This window comes from Luminiphilus sp. nBUS_07 (assembly GCF_051201685.1).
Taxonomy (GTDB): domain Bacteria; phylum Pseudomonadota; class Gammaproteobacteria; order Pseudomonadales; family Halieaceae; genus Luminiphilus.
On sequence record NZ_CP179213.1, the window covers coordinates 2,037,410 to 2,052,015 of the forward strand.

General features: G+C 53.1%; 12 protein-coding genes. 7 read left to right on the top strand and 5 right to left on the bottom strand.

What is annotated here, in order from left to right; all coding sequences use genetic code 11:
• The first annotated feature begins 156 nt into the window (after positions 1-156).
• From ACMAZB_RS09080 to ACMAZB_RS09100, 5 genes are all read left to right on the top strand, one after another.
• A complete protein-coding gene (locus ACMAZB_RS09080) occupies positions 157-2,478 on the top strand; it encodes a bifunctional salicylyl-CoA 5-hydroxylase/oxidoreductase (protein WP_435216636.1) in 2,322 nt (773 codons plus the stop codon).
• Positions 2,475-3,230 carry an SDR family NAD(P)-dependent oxidoreductase gene (locus ACMAZB_RS09085; protein ID WP_435216638.1) on the top strand — a complete coding sequence of 252 codons (756 nt, stop codon included), beginning with the start codon at positions 2,475-2,477 and terminating at the stop codon, positions 3,228-3,230. The genes ACMAZB_RS09080 and ACMAZB_RS09085 overlap by 4 nt, the downstream gene beginning before the upstream one ends.
• A 14-nt stretch (positions 3,231-3,244) precedes the next feature.
• A complete protein-coding gene (locus ACMAZB_RS09090; protein ID WP_435216639.1) occupies positions 3,245-4,057 on the top strand; it encodes an enoyl-CoA hydratase family protein in 813 nt (270 codons plus the stop codon).
• Between the two features lie 29 nt (positions 4,058-4,086).
• Positions 4,087-5,271, top strand: coding sequence for an acyl-CoA dehydrogenase family protein (locus tag ACMAZB_RS09095; protein ID WP_435216640.1), 1,185 nt, complete (start codon positions 4,087-4,089; stop codon positions 5,269-5,271).
• A 234-nt stretch (positions 5,272-5,505) separates the two neighbouring features.
• Positions 5,506-6,660, top strand: a complete 1,155-nt coding sequence (locus ACMAZB_RS09100) for an alpha-hydroxy acid oxidase (RefSeq protein WP_435216641.1) — start codon at positions 5,506-5,508, stop codon at positions 6,658-6,660.
• Between the two features lie 74 nt (positions 6,661-6,734).
• Here ACMAZB_RS09100 and ACMAZB_RS09105 read toward each other — a convergent pair whose 3' ends face one another.
• Positions 6,735-7,346: a glutathione S-transferase family protein gene (locus ACMAZB_RS09105; protein WP_435216643.1), complete on the bottom strand. Its 612-nt coding sequence runs from the start codon at positions 7,344-7,346 to the stop codon at positions 6,735-6,737.
• 206 nt (positions 7,347-7,552) lie between these two features.
• The gene (locus tag ACMAZB_RS09110) at positions 7,553-8,515 is read right to left on the bottom strand and encodes an NADP-dependent oxidoreductase (RefSeq protein ID WP_435216644.1); all 963 of its coding nucleotides are present in this window, start codon (positions 8,513-8,515) and stop codon (positions 7,553-7,555) included.
• 473 nt (positions 8,516-8,988) lie between these two features.
• On the opposite strand from ACMAZB_RS09110, the gene ACMAZB_RS09115 reads away from it, so the two are divergent.
• Positions 8,989-9,420 carry a MaoC/PaaZ C-terminal domain-containing protein gene (locus ACMAZB_RS09115; RefSeq protein WP_435211175.1) on the top strand — a complete coding sequence of 144 codons (432 nt, stop codon included), beginning with the start codon at positions 8,989-8,991 and terminating at the stop codon, positions 9,418-9,420.
• On the top strand, positions 9,417-9,899 hold the full coding sequence (locus ACMAZB_RS09120; protein ID WP_435216646.1) for an FAS1-like dehydratase domain-containing protein: 483 nt from the start codon (positions 9,417-9,419) through the stop codon (positions 9,897-9,899). The genes ACMAZB_RS09115 and ACMAZB_RS09120 overlap by 4 nt, the downstream gene beginning before the upstream one ends.
• A gap of 23 nt (positions 9,900-9,922) precedes the next feature.
• Here ACMAZB_RS09120 and ACMAZB_RS09125 read toward each other — a convergent pair whose 3' ends face one another.
• The 3 genes from ACMAZB_RS09125 to ACMAZB_RS09135 are packed head-to-tail and all read right to left on the bottom strand — an operon-like array spanning position 9,923 to position 14,606.
• Positions 9,923-10,924: a YeiH family protein gene (locus ACMAZB_RS09125; RefSeq protein WP_435216647.1), complete on the bottom strand. Its 1,002-nt coding sequence runs from the start codon at positions 10,922-10,924 to the stop codon at positions 9,923-9,925.
• A complete protein-coding gene (locus ACMAZB_RS09130) occupies positions 10,921-12,423 on the bottom strand; it encodes an indolepyruvate oxidoreductase subunit beta family protein (RefSeq protein WP_435216648.1) in 1,503 nt (500 codons plus the stop codon). The genes ACMAZB_RS09125 and ACMAZB_RS09130 overlap by 4 nt, the downstream gene beginning before the upstream one ends.
• A complete protein-coding gene (locus ACMAZB_RS09135) occupies positions 12,420-14,606 on the bottom strand; it encodes a thiamine pyrophosphate-dependent enzyme (RefSeq protein WP_435216650.1) in 2,187 nt (728 codons plus the stop codon). The genes ACMAZB_RS09130 and ACMAZB_RS09135 overlap by 4 nt, the downstream gene beginning before the upstream one ends.

The window sequence follows — 14,606 nt, forward strand, 5'->3', positions numbered from 1 at the left end:
ATCCTCACCTTGCTTGAAGAGCCCTAGTTCAGGGCCAAAACATAGCTGGCTCTGTCTCAACGATAATAACATTTTAAATATAAAACGTTTTGTCTATACTAGTCCAACATTTTAGATTTAAAGTATCAGCGCTCAAAGAGCTGAGAAGGAGTTGATATGAAGGTGGTATGTGTAGGTGGAGGCCCCGCGGGGCTGTACTTCGGCATCAGCATGAAGCTTCGCAATCCCGAGCATGACATTGAGATCTATGAGCGGAACAAACCTGATGACACATTTGGCTGGGGGATTGTATTTTCAGATCAAACTGTCGACAACATCACGGCGAATGACCCTGTCAGCGCCAAAACGATTGTCGATGAATTCATCCACTGGGATCTAATCGACTGTCATGTCGAAGGCAAAGTCGAGCGATCGGGCGGCCATGGGTTTATTGGACTCGGACGTAAACGGTTTCTCCAACTCCTCCATGCACGAGCACGCGAACTTGGCGTAACACTCAAGTTTGAGCAGGAATTTAGCCTTGACGATATTGACGGCAAGTTTGGCGATGCTGATTTAATTGTTGCCAGTGACGGTCTCAACTCAAAAATTCGCAACAGCAACCTCGATGTTTTTGAAAGCACTATAGAGACTCGCCCTAACAAATTTGTGTGGCTGGGAACGCATCAAACTTTCCGAGATGCTTTTACTTTCATTTTCGAGAAGACTGACCACGGCTGGATTTGGGCCCACGCTTATCAATTCGATGACAACACCTCAACGTTTATTGTTGAAACCACACCAGACGTTTACGACGCTCTGGGGTTTGAGCACATGAGCCATGAGGAAAGTGCGGAGACTTGCCGAAAAATCTTTGAGCAATATCTCGATGGCCACACCTTAATGACTAACTCCGGCCATGTCCGCGGATCTGCCTGGATCAATTTTCCTGCCGTTTACTGCGACAACTGGATTAAGGACGACCGCGTGGTACTTATAGGTGACGCCGCTCACACCGCGCACTTTTCAATTGGATCCGGCACCAAATTAGGCCTCGAAGACGCAATCTCACTGGCCAAGCATCTGAACGTGGACACCACAGTTCCCACCGCACTGAAAGCCTACCAAGAAGAACGGAAAATCGATGTTTTAAGGCTTCAAAACAGCGCAAGAAACGCCATGATCTGGTTCGAAAATGTCCCGCGCTATATCGAGGCTTTCGACCTCAAACAATTTAACTACTCAATGCTGACCCGCAGCCAGCGAGTGAGTCATGAAAACCTTCGACTTCGTGATGCCGAGTGGCTCGAGAGTATGGAGCAACACCTGACCACGACTTTTGGTGTGGACGGGTCAAAAGGCCCAACGCCACCGATGTTCCTCCCCTTTCAACTGAAGGATATGAAGCTCAATAACCGAGTCTGTGTATCACCCATGTGTATGTATAGCGCCACCGACGGACTCCCTGATGATTGGCATCTCGTCCATTACGGCAGCCTCGCTAAAGGCGGCGCGGCACTGGTCTATACCGAAATGACCAACATTAGCGCTGATGCGCGAATCACCCCGGGGTGTACGGGGATCTGGAACGACGAACAAACTGAAGCATGGGCTCGTATTACCCGCTTCGTGCACGAAAATACTCAGGCAAAAATGGCAATCCAAATCGGTCACGCCGGTCCCAAGGGCGCCACACTGGAACCTTGGAAGTGGGACCCCGCTATCCTTGATGAGCCGTTGCCCAACGATCAGCAGTGGCCGTTGCTATCGGCGAGCGATCAACCCTTTGACGACTATAGCCCGGTGCCCAAAGCGATGACTCGCGAAGACATGGACTACGTACGCCAACTCCATGTAGAGGCGGTAGTTCGCGCCGTAAAAGCTGGCTTTGACATGATCGAAATGCACGCAGCCCACGGTTATTTGTTGTCATCCTTTATTACCCCTGCGTTGAACCGGCGTGTCGATGAATACGGTGGTTCTTTAGAAAACAGATTGCGCTACCCGCTTGAAGTTTGCGCAGCCATGCGAAAAGCGTGGCCAGCCGAAAAACCCATGTCCGTTCGCATATCAGCGCATGACTGGTTGGGCGCTGAGGGAGTGACCGAACAAGACTCCGTGGCAATCGCAAAAGCCTTCATCGCGGCTGGTGCCGACATTGTCAACGTGTCAACGGGTCAAACGAGCCACCAAGCTAAACCGCAACCCGGGCGTATGTTCCAAACACCGCTGTCAGACCTCATTCGAAACGAGGGCCGCGTGCCGACCATCGCAGTGGGTAACATTTACGAGATCGACCATGTGAATAGCATTATCGCGGCAGGCAGAGCCGATCTCGTCTGCTTGGCCCGCCCGCACCTAGCGGACCCTAACTGGACTTTGCATGCAGCAGCAGAAATGGGTTATCGAGGGAAAGGCGCGGCAGAACCCCATCAATATTTCTTGGGTTATCGACAGGCTCATACACTGGCTGAACGTGCACGAGAGACGTCGTCGTGAGCCGCCACGCGCTCATTACAGGAGCCGGAACCGGCATTGGTGCGGCAATAGCAAAACAGTTGTTCAACGAAGGCCATAACCTCTCCTTAATAGGTCGGCGGCTTGAACCTTTGGCAACACTTGCTGAAACATTGGGGGACTCCTGTAAGGCCATTACTGGCGATGTCACTAATCGCCAGAGTGTTGAAGCGGCTTTTTCTGAAGCCACCGCTAACTTTGGCCCTGTGGAAATACTGGTTAACTGCGCCGGGGTCGCGCCATCGGCCCCCTTTCATCGCATCGAATTCGCAGACTGGCAAAAGACTCTGGACGTCAATTTAAACGGGGTCTTTCACTGCACCCAAATTGCCTTGGGCAACATGAAGACTGCCGGCTGGGGTCGCATTGTCACCATCGCCAGCACGGCCTCCCTGAAAGGCTTTGCCTACGTCAGCGGGTACTGCGCGTCCAAGCACGCGGCACTTGGCTTAACGCGCGCACTGGCACTTGAAACGGCCCAGCAAGGCATTACAGTGAATGCGGTCTGCCCGGGCTATGTCGATACTGATATTGTGCGCGAGTCCATTCAAGGAATTATGGCAAAAACTGGCCGCAGTGAAGCCGAAGCACTACAACACTTTACTCAGAGCAACCCTCAGGGGAGACTCATCGAAGCAGATGAAGTGGCGGCCTCAGTGAGCTGGCTGTGTTCAGAGGGCGCCGCCAGCGTTACGGGACAGGCGATTGCCATTGACGGCGGCAGCACCGCATAGGAGACAGGAAGCGCATGCAAACAACCACCATGAATCACTATCAAGCCGAACACTTTCTTTGGGAGTGTGATGGCGGCGTCGGCACGATTACGCTGAACCGCCCAGAGCGAAAAAACCCACTGACCTTTGAGTCATATGCCGAATTACGCGACCTCTTTCGATCGCTGGTGTATGCCACCGATGTGGATGCCATTGTGATTCGTGGTGCAGGTGGTAACTTTTGTTCCGGCGGTGACGTCCACGAAATTATTGGCCCTCTAACCGAAATGAATATGAAGGACCTCATGGCGTTCACCCGAATGACCGGGGATTTGGTCAAGGCCATGCGAGCCTGCAGACAACCGATTATTAGTGCCATCGAAGGTATTTGCGCCGGTGCTGGTGCCATCATCGCGATGGCAAGTGACCTGCGTTACTCGGGCCCCTCCGCTAAGGTCGCTTTTCTCTTCAATCGAGTGGGTTTAGCCGGATGCGATATGGGGGCTTGCTCAATTCTGCCGCGGATTATTGGTCAGGGTCGTGCCAGCGAGTTACTTTACTTTGGACGTGCGATGAGCGCCGAGGAAGGTGAACGCTGGGGCTTCTTTAACGGCCTCAGCGATACCCCTGATGCTGACGCCCATAAAGCCGCACATCGGATTGCGGCAGGTCCAACTTTTGCCAATGGCATTACCAAAACACAGTTACACCAGCAGTGGAATATGTCGGTCGATCAGTCGATTGAATGTGAGGCTCAGGCCCAAGCCATTTGCATGCAAACGGAAGACTTTAAGCGCGCCTACCGCGCGTTTGTTGGCAAGGAAAAGCCAGTTTTCGCAGGTGACTAAGCCAATTCGAACGGCTTGAGGAAAAGATTATGAGCGAGACAAGTTATCTGGGTTGGCCTTTCTTTGAAGAGCATCACAGAACACTGGCGAGTACGTTGGACACCTGGGCTGAGGCACATATGGCGGAACTTACCGCCAACGAGCATGAAGATCTCGATGGCACTTGCATTGCACTGGTGCGGGCTTTGGGCGAGGCAGGGTTCGCAGGATACGCGGTGCCCGCCAGCGGCGGTGGCAACCACGAAAAACTCGATGTTCGAACGCTTTGTATCATTCGCGAGACTCTAGCGCGGCACAGCGCCCTCGCCGATTTCGCCTTTGCGATGCAAGGCTTGGGAAGTGGGCCCATCTCACTGTTCGGCTCCGAGCAACAGCAGTCAAACTACCTCAACGCCGTGGCTCAAGGCCAAAAGATCAGTGCTTTTTCCCTGTCCGAGCCCAATGCTGGCTCGGATGTAGCAGCTATGACCTGCTCCGCGCAGCGCGAGGGCGATGAATGGGTGCTAAACGGCACCAAAACGTGGATTTCCAATGCGGGTATCGCAGATTTTTACACCGTGTTTGCACGCTCCAGTGACGCCGGCGGCGCCAAAGGTATTAGCTGTTTTATCGTCGAAGCAGGAACACCGGGCTTCGAGGTCACAGAGCGCATTGATTTAGTCGCTCCTCATCCACTAGGCACACTGCAATTTTCAGACTGCCGTATTCCGGCACAAAATTTAGTTGGAGAAGAAGGTAGAGGCTTTGGAATTGCCATGGCTACTCTTGACGTATTTCGATCAACGGTCGCCGCAGCCGCGCTGGGCATGGCCCGTCGTGCCCTTGATGAAACTCTCGATTACACCGCCCAGCGTGACATTTTTGGCGGCAAACTTGGGGATCTGCAGCTTGTGCAGGCAAAAATTGGTGAAATGGCCCTAGGAGTCGATGCCAGCGCGCTGCTGGTGTACCGCGCTGCCTGGACTAAAGACTGCGCGGCGGACCGGGTCACTCGGGAAGCCGCCATGGCGAAATATCACGCAACAGAGACTGCCCAGCAGGTCATCGATGCCGCGGTACAACTGCACGGAGGTAAGGGCGTCACAAAAGGTTACATCGTTGAATCACTGTATCGCGATATTCGTGCCCTGCGAATCTACGAAGGTGCTAGCGAAGTTCAGACGACAATAATTGCCCGTCAAACCATTAACAATCACGAACTTAGCCAAGCCTGAAAAAACCTTTTCCCGTCGGTCTTTATCGACGGGCCATCAAGCAGAAGAAGAAAAGCAACCCGTCGCGGCATCTGCTTCGCCCCTGATTCGCGGTATGCTTACATAGCCCGAGCAACGTACCGGTTGAACGCAGACAATACAGGCTGAAGCTCTGCAGGTATTTCCTGTGCCCCCTCTTTAACGGGCTAAAAATTGACGGGCTAAAAATTAAACTGACTTTTGAGTAATGCCGCGATGAACCTAAACGACTGCCATAATTTTTCGGATTTTCGTCAGCTGGCCAAGAAGCGCTTACCAGGACCTATTTTTCACTATATTGACGGTGCCGCCGATGACGAGCTTACGTATCGCAGAAATACCGCCGCTTACGAAGAAGTCGATCTGGTGCCCAATGTGCTTCGAGGTGTTGTCGATATTGATATGTCTGTCGAGGTCATGGGGCAGAAGCTAGACATGCCGCTGTATTGTGCACCCACTGCCTTACAGCGGCTATTTCACCACGAGGGAGAGCGCGCAGTCGCCCGGGCGGCAACCAAATATGGAACCATGTTTGGTGTTTCGTCTCTTGCCACGGTTACAGTAGAAGAAATCGCAGAACTCGCTCCGGGCCCCAAACTCTTCCAATTTTATTTTCACAAGGATCGAGGCCTCAACAACGCCTTGCTTGAGCGGGCCAGAGCCGCCAATTTTAATGTCATGGCACTCACGGTAGATACGATCACAGGAGGTAACCGAGAACGGGACCTTCGCACTGGGTTTACCTCACCACCCAAACTGAACTTGTCCTCGATGTGGAGCTTTGCCACCCACCCCGCTTGGGCCTGGAATTTTTTTACTGGAGACAAATTTGACATGCCCCATCTCTCAGGGCACATCAATGAGGGGACCAACGTCGCCGTCTCTGTGGGTGACTATTTTTCCACTATGCTAGATCCCACGATGAGTTGGGACGACGCAGAAAAACTTTGCTCCCAATGGAACGGACAGTTTGCGTTAAAAGGCATCATGAGCGTTGAGGATGCTCAGCGTGCCGTTGATATAGGATGCACGGGAATTATGGTATCCAACCACGGTGGTCGTCAGCTCGACGGCTCAAGGGCGCCCTTCGATCAGCTTGAAGAAATTTGCGATGCCGTTGGCGACAAGATTGATGTGATTTGCGAGGGTGGAATCCAACGTGGCACCCATGTTCTCAAAGCGCTATCGGTTGGTGCCAAGGCAGTCTCGGGAGGCCGGCTCTATCTTTACGCGCTGGCTGCAGCCGGTCAGGCGGGTGTGGAACGCGCTTTAGGTAACTTCAAAACTGAGATAGAGCGCGACATGCGCCTGATGGGCGTACAGCGCGTCGATGAGCTGGGACGAGGCAATTTGCGCAAGCGCGGGGGCTAGATTCGTTTAGCGGGCCCTGAGGGACCCACAGGAGCCCTCAGATTCAGATTTGACCCGCACCGCCTGCAACAACATTACTTGATGGCGTCAGCAACATGCCACGCGGGCCGGGTTTCTAGTCGATCGATGTAGGCGTTCAGCGCCACAAGCCCATCGCTGACGCAGCCAAGACGTCGACTCATGATGCAAGCGTGCCCCAGCATAATATCGGCACCCGAAAAATCTCCGATTAAATACTCCTTGTCCGACAACACCTCTTCCAGCGGTAGGAGTGCACGGGACAATAATTTCTGAGCTTGTCCTAGTACGACCGGATCCCGCCTGTCCGGCGGCAATAACAGAGTGTGCACAACAATGGTGTTCATGGACGGCATAACCATGCCCTCGCAATAATGAAACCACTGCAGGTACTTACCGAAACTGGGATGCGAAGAAGCCGGCTTGAGCCCCCCGTTCTTGTGGCACTCAAGGATGTAATCAACAATCGCACCGCTCTCCCAAATTTGCTGTCCATTGTCCTCAAGCACTGGAATTCGCCCCAGAGGGTGCCGCTGTCGATGCGCATCCGACTTCAAGTCCTCAGGATGGAAGCGCATCGCATTTAGCTCGTAGGGCAAATCCAGCTCAGCAAAAAGCCAAGCGACCCGCACCGCACGGGAATTAGGGGCAAAGTGAAGAGTTAGCATGAGTGTCTCCATGTTTGTGTAGCTTTAGCTAGCCGTTAACCACCGACCAAACCTTAGCTGGACATCTGAGAGGTGGCAAATAAGAAGTGCCATCACCGCCGCCGCATATGCACCGAAACAGCCCCGCGGCCAAACCTCTCAGATAGTTTTTTTGTACTCGTCAAACCGACCCAAAGTTTTTCCAGAAGCCTTGCAATGCAGCGGCACTAATCACCGATCGCCAACACAATTTTACCGCGAGTGTGCCCATGCTCAGAGCGCTGGTGCGCCTCTACCGCAGCCGCAAGGGGAAGCACCTCAACGGGTGGCGCGGGCAAAATTCCTCGCCCGTAGAGATCTGCTAACTCAGCCAGCATCGCGCCATCCGGCCTGTGATGTAAAAACTGAGTGCGAATGCCTCTAGCCTCAATTTCAGATAGCGCCGGTGGCTCGTTATTCATAAATATGACAGTGCCGCCATCTTTAGCCAAGCCAATGGCCGTTTCAGGAACGCCATCACCCAAGAGTGTTTCAAGTATCACATCCAAACCTTCGGGCTCTAAATCGCAGAGGACCTGAGCATAATCTTGCTGGGTATAGTCAATGACAACATCGGCACCCCGCTCACTGACGTAGCCCATGCTGGCAGTGCTGCAAGTCGCATACACACGAGCTCCCAAATGCTTCGCCATGGGGATAGCCACGCTACCAACCCCTCCCGCACCGGCCTGTATCAGCGCTGACTGCCCCTGAGCCAGCCCGCCATATTCATGAATCGATTGCCATGCGGTGAGACTTACCAAAGGCAATGCCGCGGCCTGAAACAAATCGAAACCTTCTGGAACCTTCGCGATAGAAGCTGCGTCGACGGGAACATATTCTGCATAAGTTCCATGCTGAATAGACCAGGTAAAGGCTAAACCCATGACGAGATCACCCGCCTGCCAACCTGAGTTCACGTCAGTCCCCAGAGCGACAATTTCGCCGGCAAAATCCCAACCAGGCACTACCGGAAAAGTGCGAGAAATATATTCCTGCAATTCACCGCTGCGCAATCTGCGATCAATAGGATTCACGCCTGCCGCTGCAACACGAACAAGAACTTGCTCTGGGCCGGGCTCAGGTATAGCCAACTCACCCACCTCGAGCACCTCTGCAGAGCCATGTTGACGATAAAAAACTGCTTTCATAGAAGCGCACTCCCAAGGTTGTATTTAGTGCTCAAAACGAAGATGAGCGCGAGCAAAGCACGGTCTCATCAACATCGAGTGCCCTGCTGCGCCTTTTTTCAGGTTATACAGGTAACAGGCGGGAGTGAAACTGACAATAGAAATCTTCAAGCTCCTCGGCTACGACAATGGAGTCGGCAGCGCCGGTCATCCCGCCTAATTGCCGTCAATAAAAATAATATTGAATTTTGATAATACAAAATGAATTTCGCCATGATGGGGCTCGCTAACAATTCGACGCCAAGCATCGGGGGAATTGAGGTGTAGGCCAGATAATCACATTAATTCTTCGGGGCGTGGGAGCGTCAGCGACACGTTTTGCACCGAATAATCTCAACAGGATCTCAAGCCAGATTACTTCGGGTTACAATTACGGCACTGGCAACGGTGCTGACCCTGCGCCCTGTCTCTCTTTTTATTAGGACCCATGAATTATGCCGGACGCTCGAGCTGCAGAAAGCCCCGCCATTACGCTGGATGAGCAAAGCATTGTCGATTTTGCGCGACTTTTTGATCCTCAGCCCTACCACCTTGACCGTGCGGCAGCAGACGCCTCAATTTTTGGTGGGCTTTGTGCCAGCGGCTGGCAAGTGGGTGCGCTGGCATCACGGCTCACCGGTGAAGCGCTCGCTGCTGAGGGAGTTGCGTACATCACCACCACGAAGGTCAACCATATGCGTTGGCTGCGCCCTACCTTCGTCGATGATCAATTAATTGCACAAGTCTCATTTGGCGATACCTTGCCAAGCAGCCCTGTGCCTGGCTGTGACTCCCTCGATGTTGCTGTGGTCCTGAAAGATGCCAAAGATCAAGCAGTGGCTGAGATGACCTGCCGAGTCGCAGTAGCCAAGGACGAAACGCTATGAGTGCCTTGTATTTGCGAAATCGCGGGTTCGAAGATATCCCCGTGGGTGAGTTTCACGTGTTCGGCAGCCACACTTTTAGTGAACTTGAAATGATCGAGTTTGCGAAGCGCTACGCACCAACACCCGAATTTATGGATCCCAAAGCTGCTCGCCAATTACGCTGGGGCGGTCTCGTGGCGACACCTTGGCACCTCTGCGCCATGTGGATGCGCAAAATGGTTGATTACATGGAGGTCTATGCCCAAGGGGTCAATGACGGCCGCAGAAATGGCGCTGGCGTTGCTATCCTTGAACTCGACTGGCTGGAGCCTGTACGGCCCGGCCATACCCTGACCTACACCTATGAAATAGTCAGCAAGTCGGACAAGGTGGTTCGCGATCGCTGGGGCATTATTCGCAGTCGCAATGAAGCGTTTAACCAATACGGTAATAAGGTGATGACCTTTGAAATTGATATTTTAGCGGAGCGAAACCACTGACTGGTCGAAGCGACCAATGACTACTAAGCTATCCAAAGCAGATAAGCCACAATAACCGCCGCAATAAAAAACGTTTCACCGACAATTAACAAAACGGGCTTCATCCCAATGGTCATGACCTCCTGCATGGAGGTCCGTATTCCCAAAGCGGCAATTGCCACCAAGAGCAGCACAGGGGCAAGATTGGCCACTGGCTGAATAACCTCTGAAGGTATGAAACCAGAGCTGTTCACCGCGAATAAAACAATGAAGCCAATGAGAAACAGAGGAACGGCAGGCGCTTTTTGCCGATCCACGGCTGCACTGACTTTGGTGCGAAAAACAATCCCTATCATCAACACCACCGGCACCAACATTGCCACTCGAAGGAGCTTGATGAAAGTCCCCAAATCGCCTGTTGCGGGTGACACGCTGTAGCCAGCTCCGACTACTTGCGCAACATCATGAATTGTTGCGCCGATAAAAATTCCCATTTCCTGGTCATTCAACTGCAATACATCCCCGATAATCGGGTAGAGCACCATGGCAATGGTACTCAAGCTAGTTACTCCAATAATGGTAAAAAGCGTTTGACGCTGGGTATCTGGCCCTTTTGGCAGCACGCTGCTAATCGCCATCGCCGCCGAAGCGCCGCAAATCGCCACGCTGCCCCCCGTCAGTACACCCAACTGCCGGTCACAACCCAAGAGTCGGCTCAACACAACACCAAACAGCAGGGTTGCTAGCACTGCAAATATAACAAGTAACACGGGGGTCCACCCTAGCGAGGCTACATCTGCCACGGTAAGACGCAACCCCAGCAATGCCACACCTAACCGCAGGGCCTTCACCGCTGCCAACTCTAAGCCTGGTCCCACGCGAGGGGTTTCGTTTAAAAAATGAAAGGCCATGCCGAGTAGTAGGCCCATTAGCATGGCAGGGGCACCGTAACGCTGGGCAATAAACGAGGCCGCAAGCGCCACCGCTGTGGCTACAGCGACACCGGGAAAGTAATGTGCCCAGGCGGTGGTTAGACGGTCGATCACTGAGCAACCTGTGTGATTAAGGATGACTCACTCTGAATTAAATCATCAAAAACAGCCGAATCTTCCCCCAACATCGCAGCCTTTTGCGCTCGACGAATAAAATCTGCTGTCACCACATCCTGCGCTTTTACCGCATCTAAAATGGCGAGTAACCGCGAGGTCGTTCGGTGTCGCGTTGCGCCATACCCCTTGACCATGCCACCGCAATCAGCAATAGCTTTTGCAACCTCTGTCGAGGGTGCCGTCAACACAGCAGAGAACCAGCGGTCGATCATTTCCCATTCCTGACTAAAACCCAGAGTTTTACGACGGCCACCTTTGAGTGCTGCGAGCCGTCGCAATGCCCACTGAGTCAGCACCTTGTCTGTTCGCAATTTTCTAGCGCCCAACACGGAGCCCAAGACTTTTGTCAGCAAATCGGAGTTCAACAATCGCTGCCCCCATGCTTTAGGGAGTAGCGCGGCAACTTCTTCAACCCGCGGATGGAAAAATTCGGTGACCTGAATGTACTGACCTGCAGCTGCACGAACTTCCTCACGAATTTCCGCCTCTCGAGCAGGCCGGCACTTAAGCTGCGCTACTCTTGGAATATCCTCAAAGGCCATCCACAGCGCCAGCCACCGAGCTGTCTCCTCGGTCAGGCCATAGCTGTCTTGCCCACCATCAATACCCACCACTTGCGTAACTCGCTGAAGAAAGTCTAGGGCATAAGCTTCATCTTGATAATCCAGCAGACGGACTACCCCTTGATAAACAACCTCATGGACTTCCTGCGGCAAGGCAGCAATCAGTGGTAACAGCCTAGCCCCCAAAGGTGTTGTGGCGTCAGGCAAACCAAACGCCGATGGGGGAACAGGGTCATAAAGTGCCACACCCCCCGATTGCGCTCGATCAAAACTTTCGTCAAAAGCAGCGCGGTTTGCCGCCGCGCCCTTTCCGGTTGCAAGGACTTCAGTAAAGACATCTCGCTGGAAAGGCAACACCCCTGTTCCGGCGATAGCTCCAAACAAGCCTGCAGAAATGACCGTGCCATGACGCTGCACTAGCTCGAGCAAATCGAAATGCACGAAGCGATTGGCGTAGCGTGTCGAAAGGTCAAGAATAAAACCCGTATCAGCAGTACCGTCTGTGGTATCGCTTTTTTCAGTGATGCCGTATACCCGATGGTCTGAAGAAATTAGCGTGGTTCGCTCCGGTGATACAAAGCCGCGACTGATCATTCTGCCCGCCTCGGCTATCTCAGAGGTCACTGCGATATCAATGTCTCCTTGGGCGGGAAACAAACTCATGACCGGTTCAGGTTGATCTGCTGAGCGGGGTATAAACTCCAAATAATAAATTGTCGCGCCAGTACGCTGCGCCACTCCAGCTAACGATGTGCTCTGACAATACCAACCCGAACGCTTTGCGACCTCAATCAGCCAGTTGGTCAGAACGCCACCGCCCTCACCTCCTAGGGCGGCGACAAGCATATTTATCGTCTTCAACGGCGCACTCACAGCCTTGCCCGCTCCCCTCGGCGAAGATCGCGGTCTCGCCACCAGTTGCGAACACGCAAACGCAACCCATGACGAAGTCGTTCAAAGCGCGTGGGGTTGTAAACAAGATCAATCTGAGAAAAGGACGGGCACAATACAGCGCTGTGTGCGTTAGTCCCACAAACCCCACACCCCACGCAACTATTGTCTACATAAGAAACAGGATCGACGCGTAAAGGGTCTGGGTTATCTTTAATGGTTAGCGAGGGACAACCTGATAGACGGATACACCCGTGGTCACCGGTGCAAGTCTCAGCATCGATGTAAAAACGTGCTCTATCAACACGCTGCCCCGTATCGATCGCTTTTTTCAGCAGGGGTTTTATCCGCCGCTGACGGTTGAGCATACATTCACCCTCTGCGATCACGACTTTGAGGCCCGGCGCGTCTGTTGTTAACGCATCATGCAAGGTGTGCTTCATCGCCTCTATATTGTAGGTGCTCACGGTTTGCAGCCACTCGACACCTGCCCCTCGACACGCATCCTCAATGTTTTGCCACTGTTCACGCTGGGGACGCTGGGCGTCGATCGTCGATGCAATCAAATTCGGCTCTACTAACGAGGGAATATCCTGCCCACCCGTTGCCGCCGAATAGCCGTTATCAATAATAATGAGCAGCCCATCGTGGCCATTGAACACCGCGCTGGTCACGCCACTGGTCAATCCGTTATGCCAAAAACCGCCATCGCCCATAATGCTGATGGCCTTGTGAGGTAATGCATGACGCATTCCGGAAGAGCTCGCCAGCGACAACCCGTAACCCATAATCGTGTTGCCGAGGTTAAATGGAGCTGCGGTGGCAAAGGAGTGACAACCAATGTCTGATGATATGTGGAAAGGACCTATTTCCTCCTGCAGCTGCTTAATAGCAGAAAACAGAGGCCGTTCCGGACAACCGGTACAGAGCCCCGCAGGCCTAGGGGGCAAATTCTCCATGAGTGCGGCAATATCATCGTCACTCACAGGGGTTTGCAAGGCCAGCACCGACGCCATGTCCAATTCCAGAGGAATCTGCGTGTCTTTAGCAGCCAACAAAAATCGAGTTACACCTTCCAGCATGACTTGGCCGGTGTACTCTCCGGCCATGGGCATAATGTCTTTGCCATACACTCGCGTTTGAATGTCACGGCGTCTCAAAATCGTTTGTATGCCCTGCTCTATGTACTCAGGCTGCCCCTCTTCAAGCACCAGCACTTGCTCTTTACCGATGCAAAATTCGACCAACTCATCGGGTACCAAAGGGTACGCGACGTTCATACAGTAAATAGGCACCTCGGCCTTGCCGTACACGTCGGCCAAACCCTGCCGTTGCAACGCTCGGATGACCGTATTGTAGGAGCCACCACAGGTAATAATTCCCAGAGACTCATAACGCCCCGGGAAGTGCTCATTGAGCCCCTGCTCACGAATAAATTTAATCGCCGCCGGCAAACGCTGAGCAATTTTTTCCCGTTCTTGCTCGTACACATAGGGCGGTAATATGATTTTTTCAGGTTCGCGCTGAGGTGTAACAGGCGCCTTATTATTAAAAACTGGCGCCACGTTGTCTTTGGCAATAAATTCACCCGTTACATGACAGCCGCGAATGCGCATCATGTAAAAGACCGGAGTATTAGAGGCTTCTGACAACTCAAAGCCCCGCTCCACCATGTCGGTAATGCTCGTCAGATTGGGTCTTGGGTCCATTAGCCACATTTGAGCCTTCATCGCGAAGGCATAGCTACGCTCCTGCATGATGCTGGAGCCCTCGCCGTAGTCCTCGCCAACGATCACCAGCGCCCCACCCGTAACACCCGCCGAGGCAAGGTTAGACAGTGCATCTGAGGCCACATTGGTGCCAACGGTAGACTTCCAAGTGACCGCCCCTCTCAAGGGGTAGTTAATCGATGCCGACAGCATTGCAGCCGCTGTTGCTTCAGAACCGTTCGCCTCAAAATGTACGCCCAATTCACTCAAAATCTCCTGAGCGTCGTTGAGGACATCCATGAGGTGTGAGATGGGCGAGCCCTGATACCCGCCAACATAGGACACCCCAGATTGCAGCAGCGCCTTGGTGATAGCCAAGATACCTTCGCCCTCGAAGATATCCCCTGCACCAGCTCGCAGTTTTTTCACCTCGTCCGAGAAAGAGCGTTCAGCCAT